Genomic DNA, 18,255 nt, shown 5'->3' with positions numbered 1-18,255 from the left:
ACTGTATAACTTAATTACAGTTGTTATTTTCTAGGGGGAAGTAATTAATACTCCGTTTCAAGCGAATAAAAAGGGCATTACAGGCCATTTCCTTGCCTGAAAAACAATCTTTCAACGCTTTTTACCACATTTTTTGAAATTTTCTCAGAAAGTTTTTGTCTACGTTGATAACTGACAGAAATAATCTTATGCGAATCCAAGTGAGATAAAATAAAATCATCACTGGTACTGATTTCATCCACCAAGCCTTTATCTTTCGCTTGTGTTGCAAACCAGTGTTCACCCGTTGCCACTTGATCGATATCGATATTGGGACGATACTCTTTAACAAAATCTTTAAATAACAGATGAGTTTCTTCAAGTTCTTGTTTGAATTTTTGGCGACCTTCCTCAGTGTTTTCACCAAACATGGTTAACGTCCGTTTATACTCCCCTGCTGTTTGTAACTCAATATCCACATCATGCTTTTTAAGTAAGCGATTAAAGTTAGGAATCTGAGCAACCACGCCAATCGAACCAACGATAGCAAAAGGTGCTGCAACAATTTTATTGGCAGTACATGCCATCATATATCCACCACTTGCGGCCACTTTATCAACGACAGCAGTAAAAGGAATATTACGAGTTCTGAAACGTAATAATTGTGATGCAGCTAATCCATAACCATGTACAACACCACCAGGACTTTCAAGTTTAATCACAACTTCATCTTCAGGTTTAATAATCGCTAATACCGCCGTAATTTCTTGACGTAATTCTTCAACTTCGTGCGCATCCATACTACCATTAAAAGATAACACAAATAGTTTGGGTTTGGTCTTTTCGTCCGTTTGGTTAATGGTCTGTGAATCAGACGAATCTTCGGAGATCCCTGCTTTAGGCTGTTCGCCCGCTTTTTCCTGTTTCTTTTTTTGCTTAGTGGCTAATTTTGCCTGTTTCTTCTCAAGCTTTTTCTGTTTTTTGAGATCTTTCATAAACTGCTTAGCTTCGAGCTCGTCCATGCTCGACATTAACATCTCATCTTTAACTTGTTCATACTCTTGACTGACATCTTTTACCGATAAGCGACCAGCAATCGTTGCCGATTTGCGACGCTGACTTAATATGAAGATCAGCACGGCTAAAATTGCAACAACAACAGTAGCTGTTTCAGCTAAGAAAAGAGAATATACTGAAAACCAATTCATTTAATAATTATCCTTTGATTGAATATTTTATTTATTATAACAATATAATTGAGGATTGTGCCGAAAATCAACAAAGATAAAAATTGTCGCTTTATTCGGCAATTCAAATTATTTATACTGTTAGCCCAATTTATTGTTATATGAGAACGAATATGTCTTTACGCCCAATTACCGAAATTGCCAATCACTGTAATATACCTGAAGAATTTGTCCTTCCTTATGGTAAACATGTAGCCAAGATCGATTTATCCATTATCAAAGAAAATCAAAACAAAACAACAGGCAAATTGGTACTTGTTACTGCTATTACGCCAACTCCCCTTGGAGAAGGTAAAACGGTCAATACCATTGGGCTAAGTGAAGGATTGAATTACTTAGGCAAAAAAGCGATTGCTTGCATTCGTCAACCCAGTCTTGGACCGGTATTTGGTGTAAAAGGTGGCGCAGCCGGTGGTGGGCAAGCCGAAGTATTACCGATGGAGACATTAAATTTACATTTAACGGGTGATATCCATGCGATAACAGCAGCGCATGATTTAGCATCGGCAGCATTAGATTCACGACTTTATCACGAAGATCGTCTTGGTGATGAATTCACAAACGAAACGGGATTACCTCGTTTAAATATTGATATTCATCGCATTGTTTGGAAACGCGTCATTGATCATAACGATCGAGCATTACGTAAAATTACTGTTGGCGTCGGTGGCGGTGTAAATGGCGTTGAACGTCAAGATGGATTTGAAATTACCGCTGCTTCGGAGCTTATGGCAATTTTAGCTTTAGCTTCGGATTTACAAGATATGCGGGAACGCATTGGACGTATTATTTTAGCTTATAATACTAATGGCGAACCGATAACGGCTGAGCAACTTGAAGTTGCAGGTGCAATGACAGTATTACTTAAAAATGCCATTAACCCAAATCTGATGCAAACTGTCGAAAATACACCGGTTTTAATTCATGCTGGGCCTTTTGCTAATATTGCGCATGGTAACTCTTCTGTTATTGCGGATCGCATTGCATTAAAACTTGCTGACTATGTGGTGACTGAAGCAGGATTTGGATCGGATATGGGGATGGAAAAATTCTTCAATATCAAATATCGTCAAGCAGGAATCAAAGCTGATTGTGTTGTATTGGTAGCGACTGTACGAAGTTTAAAATCTAACAGTGGTAAATATAACATTAAGCCGGGTCAACCCATTCCAAAAGAGATATCGGAATCTAATGTTGAATTACTTGAAATTGGCGCAGCTAACTTGGCGTGGCATATCAATAATGCTAAAAGTTATGGTTTACAAGTCATTGTGGCTATAAACCGCTTTCCACATGATAGCGAAGAAGAACTTGCTTTCTTACAAAAATACGCGGTTGAACATGGCGCATTGGCGTGTGAAATTAGTGAAGTCTTTACACAAGGTGGTAAAGGTGCTGAAAAACTGGCTGAGCATGTTATCAAAGCTTGCGCTATGCCGAGTAAAATTCAATTGCCCTACCCAGATAACATGCCATTGATTGATAAGATTCAAACTATGGTAAAAAAATATGGCGCTAACAAAGCAAATTTATCCGCTAAAGCATTGGAAAACATCAAAGAGATCGAAGCATTGAAACTGGATCATCTGCCACTTTGTATTGCTAAAACACCTATGTCAATTAGTGCTGATGCCAACTTAAAAAATGTCCCGACTAACTTTGATGTCGATATCAGTCATTTAGCCATATCCGCTGGTGCTGGTTTTATTCGAGTTTATGCAGGAAACGTCATGACCATGCCAGGACTTGGTACCAATCCAGCATATAGGCAAATTGATATTGACAAAGATGGTAATATTATAGGTTTAAGCTAATGCAAGAAGTGATTATGCAAACCAAACAACAATATAAAGCATTTATAGATGAACAAAACTGTATTGGCTGTGGCAAATGTATTCGTGTTTGTCCAACCGATGCAATTGTTGGCAGTAAACAAGTTTTACATACCATTTTGCCACAATTATGTACCGCATGTAGTAATTGTATTAATACCTGCCCAACGGACTGCATTACTTTAAGCACTTTAGGCGTGAGACTAAGTGACACAGAAGAGTTACAGTTAACGCATAAAAAGCAGCAACGGCTCAATCACAATCAGTTAGTTCCACCGACAATATTATTTCCTCGCTCTGTGCCAGCAAGTAATACTCAAAATGTAGTAAGCCAAACCGATCGAAAACAGTCGATTGCTGATGCGATTGCCAGAGTAAAAGCCAAAAAAAACCTCGCTAAATAGCGAGGTTTTTATTTAAGACTTAATGCCAACCAATTATTTATTCGGTTAATATCACAAAAATATATTAGTCTTTATTGCCACTTCTAAATGCTCGTTTACGATCATTTTCAGTTAAATGACGTTTACGAATACGAATCGATAATGGCGTAACTTCGACTAATTCATCATCATCAATAAACTCTAATGCTTGTTCTAGTGACATCTTAACAGGTGGTGAAAGCGTTGTCGCTTCATCGGTACCTGACGCACGCATATTGGTTAATTTTTTACCTGTTAAACAGTTAACCGTTAAATCATTTGATCGAGTATGAATACCAATAATTTGACCTTCATAAACTTCAGCGCCATGACCTAAGAACAATTTACCGCGATCTTGCAAGCTATAAAGCGCATAGGCTAATGCTTTACCAGTACCGTTCGAAATCATTACCCCGTTATTACGTTGTCCAATTTCACCTGGGCGCACATCATCATAATGACTGAATGTAGAATAAAGTAGACCAGTACCCGACGTCATTGTCATAAATTCAGTTCTAAAACCGATAAGACCACGGCTTGGAATCACATAATCTAAACGTACACGTCCTTTACCATCAGGTAACATATTGGTTAAATCACCTTTACGTAAACCAAGTGCTTCCATCACTGAACCTTGATGTTGCTCTTCGATATCAAGCGTCACTTGTTCAAATGGTTCTTGCTTTTTACCGTCAATGTCACGATAAATAACTTTAGGGCGTGATACCCCTAATTCATAACCTTCACGACGCATATTTTCGATTAATACAGATAAATGCAATTCACCTCGACCAGATACTCTAAATGCATCCGGATCTGGCGTTTCTTCTACACGAAGCGCAACATTATGCACAAGTTCTTTTCTTAAACGTTCTAAAATTTGACGTGAAGTGACATATTTACCTTCTTTACCGGCAAAAGGTGAACTGTTGACATTAAAGAACATCGTTACAGTTGGTTCATCAACACTTAAAGCAGGTAAAGCTTCAACACAACTATTATCACAAATCGTATCAGAAATACCTAACTCACCTAATCCGGTTAAAGCAATAATATCACCAGCTTCAGCAACTTCTGCTTCATAACGTTGCAAGCCTAAATGACCTAAAACTTGCCCTACTTTACCCGTTCGTTTATTCCCTTCACTATCAATAATAGTGACTTGTTGATTTGGTTTTACACGACCTCGTTTAATGCGACCAATACCTATAACGCCAACATAATTATTATAATCAAGTTGTGAAATTTGCATTTGGAATGGGCCGTCTAAATCAACTTTCGGTGGCTCAACATATTTTACAATCGCTTCGAATAATGGCGTCATATCTTCAGCCATATTTTCATGGTCAAGCCCTGCGATTCCCATTAAAGCTGAAGCATAAACAATCGGAAAATCTAATTGTTCATCAGTCGCACCTAAATTGACAAACAAGTCAAATACTTGATCGACAACCCAATCAGGACGCGCACCCGGACGGTCAACTTTATTAATAACAACGATTGGTTTTAAACCATGAGCAAACGCTTTTTGTGTCACAAAACGTGTTTGTGGCATTGGGCCGTCCATTGCATCAACCAGCAATAGCACAGAATCCACCATAGACATAACACGTTCAACTTCACCACCAAAATCAGCATGTCCTGGGGTGTCAACAATATTTATACGGTAACCATTCCAGTCAATCGCTGTGTTTTTAGCTAAAATGGTAATACCACGCTCTTTTTCAAGCGCATTTGAATCCATTATTCGCTCGTTATCGTCACCACGCAAATTATCAAGCGTACCTGACTGTTTCAACAATTTATCAACCAAAGTTGTTTTACCATGGTCAACGTGAGCAATAATGGCTATGTTTCTTAAATTTTCAATCACAATTAAAATCCCAATTAGGAGACAGATTCTTTAGGCGCAATATTGTACACCTTTTTGATCCAAATGTTGATCTATATCATAAAGTTTCTTTAAAAGAGTGCAATAAATTGATAACCACTTAGAATTTTTAAATTATATTACAAAAAATTAGATTATTAACACACTTCGGCATAAAACTGATCAGCAAACTCTTCTACTTTTGACCAATCTGTATATTCAATCATGGGTTTACTTACATCGGTATCACCTTTACCAAGCCACATAATAAAACGGATCATATTACGGTCAAACCAATTATATTGTGGATAATAAAGTGCCCCTGCAAACACAGCTTTGATGGTCGGTTTCCATAATATTTTAGCTAAAAACTTTCTGGTATATAAATTGGTTTCAGGGGTATTTTTATTGAGCTTTCTTGCCACCATATTCACCCCAAAAAATCCAGACTTTATTTGATTTAATTGCTGATAATGAGCATCAATAAATTTTTTCATTATTTTACTGTAAAAACCATAACGAATTGAACTTCCAAGAAGCACTGCTTGATAGGGTGTTAAATCGATTTTGGTATCCGGTAATAACTCAATCACGTCACAATCACACTTGTGACCCAAACGATTTTTTATTCGCTCCATAATTTTGAGTGTTTGTTTTTCGTGGGTAGTATAAAGTAACAAGACTTTAATAGCAGTGGTCATAACATTGCCTCTTTATTTTAAATATCGACTAATTATCAATATTACTTTTTTTATGATAAAAATTAACAAATTCGGGATGATTTCATGCAAAACTTTGATTATAGTATTAAGCTAATTTAACCAGACCGGAACTGAATATGACGATTTCACCTCCAAAACTGAGTGCAATTATTTTGGCGGCAGGAAAAGGCACACGGATGTATTCCAACCTTCCTAAAGTTTTACACAAAATCGGCGATAAACCGATGTTACAACATGTTATTGATACTGTTCAACAACTTAATCCCCATTATATCAATATTATCTATGGACATGGCAAAGATCAGCTTGAAAAGGCACTGGAAAATCAATCCGTAAATCTTGTTTTTCAAGCTGAGCAACTCGGAACAGGACACGCAGTCCAGCAAGCCATACCTTATATTCAAGATGAAGAAGATATTTTGATTTTATATGGTGATACGCCACTTATATCGGTTCAAACATTGCAAACTTTAATTAACAATAAACCCAAACAAGGTATTGCACTGTTAACCGTTAAACTAGATGATCCAACTGGTTATGGACGTATTGAGCGTAATAATGGCAAAGTGACCGCCATTGTTGAACAAAAAGATGCCACGCCAGAACAGCAAAAAATTAATGAAATTAATACGGGTATTATGATCGTAACAGGAAAACTATTGAAAAACTGGTTATCTCGTTTAACAAATCATAATGCACAAAAAGAGTACTATCTGACTGATATTATCAATTTTGCTTATCAAGATGGATATGACATTATTACTGCTCACCCTATTGAACAATTTGAAGTTGAGGGAGTCAATAATCGTCTACAATTGGCCACACTAGAGCGCCACTATCAACAGCGACAAGCAAAACGTTTACTTACCGCTGGCGTGACTCTACTTGATCCCGAGCGATTTGACTTACGAGGTACACTTTCACATGGTATGGATGTCACCATTGATTGTAACGTCATCATCAATGGCAATGTCAAATTAGGGAATAACGTCTTTATCGGTGCTGGATGTATCTTAAAAGACTGTATCATTGGCGATAATAGTGAAATTAGTCCTTATAGCATAATTGAAGATTCAATCATTGCTGAACAATGTACGATAGGGCCTTTTGCTCGATTACGTCCAGGCTCAAAACTCGATGAAAAGGCACATGTCGGCAACTTTGTTGAACTTAAAAAAGCCCATTTAGGCAAAGCCAGTAAAGCGGGTCATTTAAGTTACCTTGGAGATAGTGAAATAGGGAGTAACGTTAATATCGGTGCAGGCACTATCACTTGTAATTATGATGGTGCAAACAAATTTGAAACCATTATTGAAGACGATGTCTTTGTTGGCTCTGATACACAGTTAATTGCTCCAGTGAAAATTGGAAAAGGGGCAACCATTGCAGCAGGAACAACGGTTACTAACAACGTGGGGGACAATGAACTTGTGGTAAGCCGTGTTAAACAAAGACAAATTAGTGGCTGGAAGCGACCTACAAAATCAAAATAGCGAGGAGTAAACTGTGTGTGGAATTGTCGGTGCCATTGCTAACCGTGATGTAGCAGAAATTCTGTTAGAAGGCTTAAAACGATTAGAGTATCGGGGCTATGATTCGGCTGGTCTTGCCATTATATCGCCTCAAGGTGAATTACAAAGAGTAAGGCGAGTTGGAAAAGTCAATAAACTGAAAGAAGCACTTGATAGCAAACCATTAAAAGGCTCGATAGGCATTGCGCATACACGTTGGGCTACACATGGTGAACCGACAGAACACAATGCGCATCCCCATATTTCCGATTATATTGCTGTTGTTCATAATGGTATTATTGAAAACTATGAACCACTCCGTGAAAAGTTGATTGCTAAAGGCTATCAATTTCGCTCTGAAACAGATACGGAAGTTATTGCCCACTTAGTTCACGATATTATTTCAACTGATAATTGTTCATTATTTGATGCGGTAAAAAAAGCCATACCATTACTACGAGGAGCTTATGGTACAGTAATTATGGACATACGAAACCCTGACCAACTTGTGGCGGCTCGTTCCGGTAGCCCGTTAGTAATTGGTTGTGGTATCGCTGAGCATTTTATTGCCTCAGATCAACTTGCTTTATTACCCGTGACCAATCAGTTTATCTATTTAGAAGAAGGTGATATTGCACTGATTACACACAAAACCGTTTCTATATTTGATAAAAATAACAATCAAATTAAGCGCCCATTTATCAACTCTGATGTTAAATATGATGCAGGAAGTAAAGCAGGCTATAACCATTACATGCAAAAAGAGATATACGAACAACCTAATGCAATCAAAAATACATTGGAAGGTCGTATACAGCATGGCAAAGTCAATTTATCCGAATTAGGCGAACAATCTAACACGATACTTAAACAAGTTGAACATATCCAAATTGTTGCTTGCGGTACCGCGTATAATGCTGGCATGGTTGCTCGCTATTGGTTTGAAGCATTAGCAGGGATTCCTTGTGATGTCGAAATAGCTTCAGAATTTCGCTATCGTAAACCTGCTAAACATAAAAATAGTTTATTTATTTCACTATCTCAATCGGGTGAAACCGCCGATACACTTGCCGCATTAAGGTTAGCAAAAGAAAATCACTATTTAAGCACCTTAGCCATATGTAATGTCGCTGCTTCAACGTTAGTACGTGAAGCCGAACTGGTATTATTAACCAAAGCAGGAGTTGAAATTGGTGTAGCTTCAACAAAAGCATTTACCACTCAATTGACTGTATTACTACTACTTGTTGCAAAATTAGGTCGATTAAATCAGATGGCTCAAAGTACGGAACAAGCAATTGTCCATGCTCTTCAAACCTTGCCCAATCGTATTGAACAAGTACTCATTGCGGAACCGAAAATCAAAAAACTGGCCGAACAATTTGTTAATAAACATCATGCGCTCTTTTTAGGGCGTGGCGAGCAATACCCGATTGCCATGGAAGCATCATTAAAATTAAAAGAGATCTCTTATATCCATGCAGAAGCTTATGCAGCAGGTGAATTAAAACATGGGCCTTTAGCCCTTATTGATGCCGATATGCCCGTCATTGTGATGGCTCCCACAAACGACATGCTAGAAAAGTTAAAATCAAATATTGAAGAAGTTCGGGCTCGGGGCGGTCAACTTTATGTTTTTGCCGAACAAGATGCAGGATTTATAAGCGATGATACAATGCATATCCTTAACCTGCCTTATATTGAAGAGTTAACGGCACCTATCTACTACACCGTACCGACACAATTATTAGCCTATCATGTGGCTTTAATAAAAGGTACAGACGTTGATCAACCTCGTAATTTGGCAAAATCGGTGACTGTTGAATAGCTTTTTAAATATATTATCTAACAGTCTTAAATTTTAAATTGACCTATCAGACAAGCCTCTTTTTTAACGAGTTTAAATAACCCAATATTATCCTTAGACTGATTGGGTTAAGTAAAAATTGATTAATTCAAATAATTATTCCCACGATTGAAAATTAAATTTTTACCTATAATTAACGAATAATTTAAATTTTCGTTGACTTTAAAAATTTAATAACTTAGCATTTATTTTACTTTGTTAACATTTTCTTTACGCATTAATTATAAGAAACTGTTATTCATATAAAAAAATGCTATACCCCCCTAAACTCAATGGGTCTCAAATAAATGACCTTACCGAAAAATGAGATAAATTTAGTTAACGGTAGTCGTCGAGGAGTCATTAAAGATGGTTATCAAATTTCAAGGGGAAAAAGGTATAGATAAGTGGCATTATGATATTAGTATCTGCACGTCATGGTAAATTCTAACTGAGTTTCACTAATATTTATGCAGTAATATAAACTTTTACTGCATAATTTTTTGTCATACAAATTATAGAACAGTTAAAATGAAAAAAATATTATTAAGTATAGTTTTTTTTGCAATAATTCCATTTTTATCACAATCCCAAGAATTAGAATGGTTCTTAGATGAAGATGAGCAAGGTCTACTATTTATAGCATTAAAAATTAATGATCTTGATGAAGAACTTACATGTATACTAGATACAGGAACTACAGAGGTCTTAAATTTACCAATAGATATTATTAATAAAATTGAAGATAAAGTTGAAAAAGATGATAAACGAAAGCGTACTGATATACTAGGCAACATCCAATATTCTCGTCAATTTATGTTACGAAACGTTAAAATTAATAATTTATTTTATGAAAAATTAGAAATTGAAGAGTATAAACCTTGGGGAGCTATTTTAGATATAAATACTGGAGAGAAAAAAGCAAAAAAAGAGCAAAATTTTGATTATCAACATGTTGCAGTAGCTGGTTTAGGCTTTTTTGTAAATAAAGTCGTTACTTTTGATATCATAAGTAACAAACTCATTTTATCTGATAATTTTACAAAACAAATTGAAAACGATTGGTTAGAAATACCTTTCACTAAAGGTTCAAAAGGACATTTAATATTAAATGCTAATGATGATGTCAAAAGTTATGCATTAATATTCGATACTGGTGCAGGAAAAAATATAATTAGTTCTAAAAAACTTTCTAATAACAAAGAATTAATAAAATTAAAAGAATTTCCTTTTTATATTACGGAACTATCGTTTGTCGATATTCCTAATTTCAAAGATGATTTTATAGTACTTGATGGGTTAACTGATGATTTGCCTGCTGATGGCATACTTGGCAATGATTTTTTATATAGTTATATCGTTAAGATTGATTTTAAAAATCAGAAAATGTGGATAAAACCTCAACCGGAAGAATAATATATCGTAAATTTACGGTATTTAAACTTACTACTCTATCAACACATGCAATATATGAAACAAGAACCAATTTAAAACAATAAAATTGGCATTAAATAAAAAAACTCCATCATAACTAAATTTATAGTAAAAACGGAAAAAATTGAATAAGTTAAAAATTAAATTAGAAAGCATGACAAGCAAAAAATACAAAGATTTATTTCCATTTTTTCTTTTTGTTAAATTCTTTAGGATATTCAACCCACCATATCGCAAAAAAATCAATAAAAAACAATACAAATGTTGACCATATTAAAAAATTATAATCTGAATTATTCTTGGAAATATCTCCCCCTTTAGATAATAAAACACCATGAGAAATAGTGACAATATAGCTATAAATTAGACTGATACGCCTCTTCCATATTAACTTAGTATTATTATGATTTTTTATTAATGGTTATATTTTAAATCAATTACATATAACCATGATCAACTATAATCAGTCTTTTTGATAATCATTTTTGTTATCGTTTTATATTATCAATTAAAAATATTACATACTGTTTTTTCGAAATTTTTCAGATTTTTTTCCTGCTGCTTTTGAATATTTTTAATTTATCCTCTTAAAATGTGATTTATATCACAAATTTTAAAAATACCCCTCCTTTTGCAACGTGATCTTGATCACGTTTACTGACATTTTCTAATGAATCCACGCCATGAACGTATCTAAAATAATGTTAATTCAATGACATCAATCAATAAGGAAGGTAACGAAAATGAGTCGTTCAAACATAAAAGTAAAAGTCCAAAATTTTGGGCGTTTTTTAAGCAACATGGTTATGCCAAATATTGGCGCATTCATCGCATGGGGGTTGATCACCGCTATTTTTTTATACAATGCAAGGGATCACAGTGCTGGGGGCTGGTTTCCAAATGAACGTGTATCAACATCGTTTATTGGACCGATGATCACTTATTTATTGCCACTATTAATTGGTTATACCGGCGGTAAACTCATGTATAACGACCGTGGCGCCGTTGTTGGTGCGATTACAACTATTGGCGTAATTGTCGGGTCATCTATACCAATGTTTTTAGGCGCAATGATAGCTGGTCCTTTAGGCGGCTTTATGATCAAGCAATTTGATCGCTTAATAGATGGTAAAGTTAAAAGTGGTTTTGAGATGTTAGTCAATAACTTTTCAGCTGGCATTCTTGGTATGATGCTTGCACTAATTGCTTATTTTGCTATTGGTCCAGCTGTGGCTTGGTTAACCAATATATTGATTATCGCCGTCCAATTTATGGTTGATCATGGATTATTGCCACTCACCTCTATTTTGGTCGAACCGGCTAAAGTTTTGTTCCTCAACAATGCCATTAATCATGGTGTCTTTACCTCATTGGGTGTGACACAAGTAGCAGAAACCGGTAAATCGATTTTCTTTTTAATTGAAGCCAATCCGGGTCCCGGTTTAGGGCTTTTACTGGCCTATATGTTTTTTGGTAAGGGTGCCGCAAAAGGATCGGCTAGTGGTGCTGCGATCATTCATTTTTTTGGCGGAATTCATGAGATCTACTTTCCCTATGTGTTAATGAATCCCCGCTTGATTATTGCCGTTATTATGGGCGGAATGACCGGAATATTCACGTTAACAGTTTTTCATGCAGGTTTAACAGCTCCAGCTTCGCCCGGTTCGATTTTTGCTGTAATGAGTATGGCAAAAGGTTCCTATCTTGGCGTAACGCTTTCGGTCATGGCGGCGACGGCTGTCTCTTTTGTTATGTCAGCGATTTTATTAAAAACAACCAAAACATCGTCTAAAAGTCTTGATGATGCCAAATTAAGTCTTTCAAGCATGAAAGATGAGGCTAAAGGAAGAAAAAATGAAACGTTTGATCTAACTAAAGTCAAAAAAATAATCGTGGCTTGCGATGCAGGCATGGGCTCAAGTGCAATGGGTGCCGGTGTTTTACGCAAGAAGATTGAAAATGCCAACTTGGCAATCAATATTAGCAATCTAGCCATTAATGATCTGCCCGATGATGTAGATATCGTCATTACGCATCAAGATTTAACGCACCGAGCCAGACAGTATGCCCCCAATGCTTGGCATATTTCGTTAACTAACTTTTTAGATAGTGAGTTATACAGTCAATTAGTCGACCAACTTAACCAGGCATTAGGAATTGAACAAAAGATAACGACAAAAAATGCCCCCCAAACTTCCGATAATTCCCCTCTCTTCCAATTAACCGACAAAAATATTTTTTTAAATTTAATCGCCAAAACAAAAGAAGAAGCCATCCGTTTTGCCGGTCAAAAATTAGTAGAAAATGGCTATGTTGACCCTGCCTACATTGAATCGATGCTAGAACGTGAAAAATTGACTTCAACCTATTTAGGTGAATTTATCGCTGTCCCTCATGGCACCATTGAATCTAAAAAAAGTGTAATTAATACAGGTATCGTATTTTGCCAATACCCCTCAGGTGTTCAGTTCGGTGATAACAAAGAGGATTACGCCAAAATTGTTATTGGGATAGCTGCACGTAACAACGAACATTTGGACGTGATTGCAAAGCTGACCAACGCTCTCGATAACCCCAATACCATTACAAAACTCACAACAACTCACAGCGTGAAAGAGGTTTTAGCCTTATTAGGCTAATGCTGTTTTTGTACGCCTTACGTTTAGGTAAGAAAACTCGAACATTATTGAAACTCACAAGATATAAGGTATAAATTATGAAAGCATTACACTTTGGCGCGGGTAATATTGGACGCGGTTTTATTGGTAAATTATTATCTGATGCAGGATTTCACGTCACTTTTGCTGATGTCAATCAGCAAATTATTGATGAATTGGCACATCGTCATCAATATTCGGTCAATGTAGTTGGAGAAGAAGCAAGTACTGAGATAGTCTATCACGTCGATGCCATTAACAGTACATCACCTAACATTTGCCACCACATTGCAACGGTTGATTTAATTACAACCGCTGTTGGTCCACAAGTATTGAATAAGATTGCCCCAATTGTTGCTCAAGGTATTTTGAAAAGATATCAACACGATAATCAAGCGCCGCTAAATATTATTGCCTGTGAAAATATGGTTCGTGGTACTACTCAATTTAAGCAAGCAATCTTTGCACAATTACCTGAAACCTTACATCAATGGGTAGAAACACATATTGGTTTTGTTGATTCTGCAGTCGATCGCATTGTGCCGCCGACCCTATCATCATCAGGTGATATATTAGCCGTAACGGTTGAAACCTTTTCAGAATGGATAGTTGATAAAAAACAATTTATTGGTACTATTCCGAATATAGCCGGTATGGAGCCTGTCGATAATCTTATGGCTTTTGTTGAACGTAAATTATTTACGCTCAATACCGGGCATGCCATTACGGCCTATTTAGGCTTTTACTACAATTTCGCAACTATTCGTGATGCAATATTGAATGAGCAAATTCGTTTCATTGTTCGTGGAGCAATGGAAGAAAGTGGGCAAGTATTGATTCATCGCTATAATTTTGATGATCAAAAACACATGGCATATATCGAAAAGATTTTATCCCGTTTTGAAAATCCCTATTTACACGATGATACCGCCAGAGTTGGACGTCAACCCATACGAAAATTAGGAGCAAGTGATCGTCTCATAAAACCACTACTTGGCACATTTGAATATCAGATTAACAATTGTAATTTATTGATTGGTATTGCTGCTGCCCTTAACTATCGGAATAATGATGATGAACAAGCAGTGCAATTAGCAAAACAGATTGTTAATCATGGAGTGATACCCACTTTTTGTCAAATTTCGGGCATTGATAGTCATAATCCAGTTGTTCAACCAATCGAAGAACTTTATACTGCAATGCAAAATCATCAATTTTTATTAAAAGATGTCGGATAAAAGGCTACAAGAAGATAGAATCCTAGAAAAACTCAATCAGCAAACTGATATTCACAGTTTGCTGACTGTCGCCATTAAACTGATCAACAAAAGTGTGAATCGGTTGATTCTCAACATTTTTTGTAAGGAACCCCATGCCATTAAATTTGTAATTCCTTCACTTATTGGTAAAAATGGGCCTTTAAATGATACATCTGTTTGTTTAAAATTGCTTTTTGCTTTGGGCATTTTAAGCCGTGCAGATTATGAAGATATCGAATTACTTATTGCCATTTTAGATGAGCTGGATCTTAGTGATAAACACTATCACTATAGTGATGACGAGATTCTTGGACCGATAAGCTTATTACATGATATGGTGTTACCGCAAAATTGGGTGTTACAACAAGATCAAGTTGCCGAACTCGGGATTGTCGATAATTTTAAATCATCCATTTTACAAAATCGTTATCAGCAAATGATCCGTTCAGCGCTGATTATTGCGATCACCGATCTTATTCTTCGAATTAGTAATAAACCCAAACATAAAGATCATGATTAACTGTCTATTACCGACTTTTTAACGTAAAAATTATTTTAAGTGGGTAAAGTTAGTAGTAATGATCGGCTTTATTTCCCACTCTTTCATTTAGTCGGTATAATGCCACCATTTTATTGTAAATTGGGTTATTCATGAAAACGTTATTTGCCAGCACCTCGCGCGGACTTGAGGAGTTACTTAAGAAAGAGTTAGAAGAGTTAGGCTCGATCAATTGTAAAGTTACTCAAGGTGGTGTCTATTATGATGCCGATGAAACAACGTTATATCAGTCTTTATTATGGTCTCGTTTAGCATCACGCATTCTATTACCGCTTGCTGAATTTGATATATATAGTGATTTGGATCTCTATTCTTGCGTTTTTAATCTAAAATGGACTGATATTTTTGCCGTCGATAATTCATTTGTCATCAATTTTGTCGGGGTAAATGATTTTATCCGTAATAGTCAATATGGTGCATTGAAAATCAAGGATGCAATTGTCGATCATTTTGTCCGACAAACAAATACACGTCCTAATGTTGCAAAACACGATCCCGATATTCGAATTCATGCTTATCTTCATAAAAATCGTGTTACGCTATCCCTCGATTTAAGTGGAGAGAGCCTGCATCAACGTGGTTATCGTCAACAAACAGGTCAAGCACCACTAAAAGAGAGTTTAGCGACAGCAATCATTTTACGATCAGGCTGGCAAATTGATGAACCGCTACTTGATCCTATGTGTGGTTCGGGTACATTGTTAATTGAAGCAGCCATGATTGCAGCTAAAATCCCACCAGGATTTCATCGAAAACAATGGGGCTTTTTAGCATGGAAAGGGTTTAATCCTACACTTTGGAATGATCTGCTATTAAGAGCAAAACAGAATATTTGCCACCCCAAAGGCGTTTTTATTGGTTATGATAATAATGCAATAGTGTTGGAACGTGTACAACAAAATGCACGTTATGCAGGCGTGAGCGATTATATTAGTTTTGCCAAACAAGATGTAACTCAATTAATCAATCCACTTTCATCCGAATCATCAGGCATGATTATCAGCAATCCGCCTTACGGTGAGCGTTTAGAAAGTGAACCTGCACTCATTGCCCTACATACTGCGTTAGGTCAACTTATTAAACAACATTTTGGTGGTTGGCGCCTATCACTGTTTAGTGGTGCCCCACAACTATTAGATTGCTTACAAATGCGTGCAGATAAGCAATTTAAGGCAAAAAATGGCCCACTGGATTGTGTGCAAAAAAATTATGTCATCGCCAAACGTGATAACACGCTACCGCTTTCTAATCCTAATTTACCGGCAGCGGATTTTGCGAATCGATTACGTAAAAATAAGCAAAAACTGGAAAAATGGGCTACTCAGGAGCAATTGGAATGTTATCGTCTTTATGATGCTGACCTGCCTGAATATAATGTTGCCATTGACCGTTACAAAGACAAAGTTGTCGTGCAAGAATATGCAGCGCCCAAAAATATTGATCCTCAAAAAACACGGCAACGGCTATTTGATATCATTAATGCGACTATGTCTGTATTAGAATTAACAGCCGATCAACTGATCTTAAAAACTCGGGAAAAGCAAAAAGGTAAACAACAATATCAAAAACTTGCTCAAAAGCAGGATTATTTTTTAGTGCATGAATACCCCATCAATCACCGTAAAACCCAATTTTGGGTAAATGTGACTGATTATTTAGACACAGGCCTGTTTTTAGATCATCGCTTGGCACGTAAAATGATAGGTGAAATGAGTGATAATAAAGATTTTCTTAATCTGTTTGCTTACACAGGAACTGCCACCGTTTACGCAGGGTTAGGCAATGCAAAATCAACTACCACCGTGGATATGTCACGTACCTATCTGGAATGGGCAGATCGCAATTTAAAACAAAATGATTTAACGGGTAAAAAACATCGCTTAATTCAAGCTGATTGTTTGCTCTATCTTGCACAATGCAATGAACAATTTGATCTCATTTTTATCGATCCCCCGACATTTTCAAATTCTAAACGCATGAATGAGACATTTGATGTTCAACGTGATCATCTTAAGTTAATGAGCGATCTAAAACGATTACTAAGACCAAATGGCGTTATTGTCTTTTCGAATAATAAACGAGGTTTTAAAATGGATGCGCAAGGTATGCAAAAATTAGGCTTAACCTTTCAAGAAATCACTAATAAAACACTATCATTAGACTTTAAACGCAATAAACAGATTCATTGTTGTTTTATTGTCAAACATCTATAGTTACAAACCCTCTTACGAGGGTTTGCTTAATCCCTTAGTGTCTGTTTTGCTATTTGCTTAAATTAACTGTTTTTTGGATTTTTTAGCGCACCACTAAAACCGAGGTTTGTGCGCCACGAACAACACCTGACGCATTCGATCCAAGCAGGTGAGTCGTGATATTAGGACGTCTGGATCCTAAAATAATTAAGTCTGGCTTGATTTCGTTAGCTATTGATAAAATTTCGTCACGTGGATTACCAAATGCAATCGAAAAGGATAAATTTTCGCGCGGAAGATTGATGGTATCGAGTAACCGGTGAAATGCTTGTTCTGTTTGCACCGTTGCCTTATCTTTAAATTCATCAAAACCAAATGAATAAGCATTTACTATAGCGGATGCAATAGGTAAAACGTGGAAAAAAATAACGTCTGCATTCGATAATTTGGCTAAACATTCCAAATGTGGGATCACTTTTTTGGTTAGATTATCTTCAAGAATATCAATCGGAACTAGAATTTTTTTATACATAATAAGTACCTCGCAAATAACATCTGATAACATATCTTTTATGTTAAAAAATAGAGTTAGTGAAAATTATCATACTAGTTTTAAATTTATTCGCTAATGTTTTTTCGATAAATAAGCTTGTAGATACTTACTACTGTTTTAACTTGTTTTCGATAAAACTAAATGTTAGGTACTATGGTATCAATCTTGTTCC

General features: G+C 36.1%; 13 protein-coding genes. 9 read left to right on the top strand and 4 right to left on the bottom strand.

All coding sequences use genetic code 11. The annotated features are described in order from the left end of the window. Positions 1-77: 77 nt before the first annotated feature. On the bottom strand, positions 78-1,187 hold the full coding sequence (gene sohB, locus J3U14_RS00345) for a protease SohB (RefSeq protein WP_267351660.1): 1,110 nt from the start codon (positions 1,185-1,187) through the stop codon (positions 78-80). Between the two features lie 152 nt (positions 1,188-1,339). Between sohB and J3U14_RS00340 the strand changes: the two genes are divergently transcribed. Together J3U14_RS00340 and J3U14_RS00335 are read left to right on the top strand one after the other, a co-directional pair. Further along, positions 1,340-3,040, top strand: coding sequence for a formate--tetrahydrofolate ligase (locus tag J3U14_RS00340; protein ID WP_220216643.1), 1,701 nt, complete (start codon positions 1,340-1,342; stop codon positions 3,038-3,040). Then, a complete protein-coding gene (locus tag J3U14_RS00335) occupies positions 3,040-3,462 on the top strand; it encodes an RnfABCDGE type electron transport complex subunit B (protein ID WP_267351663.1) in 423 nt (140 codons plus the stop codon). Before J3U14_RS00340 ends, J3U14_RS00335 begins: the two co-directional genes overlap by 1 nt. A 64-nt stretch (positions 3,463-3,526) precedes the next feature. Here the strand turns inward: J3U14_RS00335 and typA are convergent, their stop codons facing one another. Continuing rightward, the gene (gene typA, locus J3U14_RS00330) at positions 3,527-5,353 is read right to left on the bottom strand and encodes a translational GTPase TypA (RefSeq protein ID WP_065559098.1); all 1,827 of its coding nucleotides are present in this window, start codon (positions 5,351-5,353) and stop codon (positions 3,527-3,529) included. Positions 5,354-5,508: 155 nt separating this feature from the next. Then, positions 5,509-6,039: a menaquinone-dependent protoporphyrinogen IX dehydrogenase gene (gene hemG, locus J3U14_RS00325; RefSeq protein WP_411604145.1), complete on the bottom strand. Its 531-nt coding sequence runs from the start codon at positions 6,037-6,039 to the stop codon at positions 5,509-5,511. Between the two features lie 149 nt (positions 6,040-6,188). On the opposite strand from hemG, the gene glmU reads away from it, so the two are divergent. The 7 genes from glmU (at position 6,189) to rlmKL (ending at position 17,551) form a co-directional block, all read left to right on the top strand. After that, the gene (gene glmU / locus J3U14_RS00320; RefSeq protein WP_267351666.1) at positions 6,189-7,565 is read left to right on the top strand and encodes a bifunctional UDP-N-acetylglucosamine diphosphorylase/glucosamine-1-phosphate N-acetyltransferase GlmU; all 1,377 of its coding nucleotides are present in this window, start codon (positions 6,189-6,191) and stop codon (positions 7,563-7,565) included. Between the two features lie 13 nt (positions 7,566-7,578). Further along, positions 7,579-9,411: a glutamine--fructose-6-phosphate transaminase (isomerizing) gene (gene glmS / locus J3U14_RS00315; protein WP_267351667.1), complete on the top strand. Its 1,833-nt coding sequence runs from the start codon at positions 7,579-7,581 to the stop codon at positions 9,409-9,411. A gap of 549 nt (positions 9,412-9,960) precedes the next feature. Beyond that, entirely contained in the window at positions 9,961-10,845 is an 885-nt protein-coding gene (locus J3U14_RS00310; RefSeq protein WP_267351669.1) for a hypothetical protein, read from the top strand. A 761-nt stretch (positions 10,846-11,606) separates the two neighbouring features. Beyond that, entirely contained in the window at positions 11,607-13,502 is a 1,896-nt protein-coding gene (locus J3U14_RS00305; protein ID WP_267351670.1) for a PTS mannitol transporter subunit IICBA, read from the top strand. A gap of 77 nt (positions 13,503-13,579) precedes the next feature. Continuing rightward, on the top strand, positions 13,580-14,758 hold the full coding sequence (locus J3U14_RS00300) for a mannitol-1-phosphate 5-dehydrogenase (protein ID WP_267351671.1): 1,179 nt from the start codon (positions 13,580-13,582) through the stop codon (positions 14,756-14,758). Then, on the top strand, positions 14,748-15,299 hold the full coding sequence (locus J3U14_RS00295; RefSeq protein ID WP_267351673.1) for an MltR family transcriptional regulator: 552 nt from the start codon (positions 14,748-14,750) through the stop codon (positions 15,297-15,299). Before J3U14_RS00300 ends, J3U14_RS00295 begins: the two co-directional genes overlap by 11 nt. Before the next feature lie 131 nt (positions 15,300-15,430). Further along, entirely contained in the window at positions 15,431-17,551 is a 2,121-nt protein-coding gene (rlmKL, locus tag J3U14_RS00290; protein ID WP_267351675.1) for a bifunctional 23S rRNA (guanine(2069)-N(7))-methyltransferase RlmK/23S rRNA (guanine(2445)-N(2))-methyltransferase RlmL, read from the top strand. Positions 17,552-17,633: 82 nt separating this feature from the next. Here rlmKL and J3U14_RS00285 read toward each other — a convergent pair whose 3' ends face one another. Then, complete coding sequence (locus J3U14_RS00285) at positions 17,634-18,062, bottom strand: universal stress protein (protein ID WP_065559088.1); 429 nt, start codon at positions 18,060-18,062, stop codon at positions 17,634-17,636. Between the last annotated feature and the right edge of the window lie 193 nt (positions 18,063-18,255).

Origin of the sequence: Gilliamella sp. B3801, assembly GCF_026536645.1 — a bacterium.
Classification (GTDB): Bacteria; Pseudomonadota; Gammaproteobacteria; order Enterobacterales; family Orbaceae; genus Gilliamella; species Gilliamella apicola_I.
This window is presented reverse-complemented; position numbering and strand designations above follow the sequence as displayed.

Excerpts from the sequence above, each read along its gene's own strand:
- sohB (WP_267351660.1), bottom strand. The coding sequence starts at position 1,187 with ATGAATTGGTTTTCAGTATATTCTCTTTTCTTAGCTGAAACAGCTACT.
- J3U14_RS00340 (WP_220216643.1), top strand. The coding sequence starts at position 1,340 with ATGTCTTTACGCCCAATTACCGAAATTGCCAATCACTGTAATATACCT.
- J3U14_RS00335 (WP_267351663.1), top strand. The coding sequence starts at position 3,040 with ATGCAAGAAGTGATTATGCAAACCAAACAACAATATAAAGCATTTATA.
- glmU (WP_267351666.1), top strand. The coding sequence starts at position 6,189 with ATGACGATTTCACCTCCAAAACTGAGTGCAATTATTTTGGCGGCAGGA.
- J3U14_RS00310 (WP_267351669.1), top strand. The coding sequence starts at position 9,961 with ATGAAAAAAATATTATTAAGTATAGTTTTTTTTGCAATAATTCCATTT.
- J3U14_RS00305 (WP_267351670.1), top strand. The coding sequence starts at position 11,607 with ATGAGTCGTTCAAACATAAAAGTAAAAGTCCAAAATTTTGGGCGTTTT.
- J3U14_RS00300 (WP_267351671.1), top strand. The coding sequence starts at position 13,580 with ATGAAAGCATTACACTTTGGCGCGGGTAATATTGGACGCGGTTTTATT.
- J3U14_RS00295 (WP_267351673.1), top strand. The coding sequence starts at position 14,748 with ATGTCGGATAAAAGGCTACAAGAAGATAGAATCCTAGAAAAACTCAAT.
- rlmKL (WP_267351675.1), top strand. The coding sequence starts at position 15,431 with ATGAAAACGTTATTTGCCAGCACCTCGCGCGGACTTGAGGAGTTACTT.
- J3U14_RS00285 (WP_065559088.1), bottom strand. The coding sequence starts at position 18,062 with ATGTATAAAAAAATTCTAGTTCCGATTGATATTCTTGAAGATAATCTA.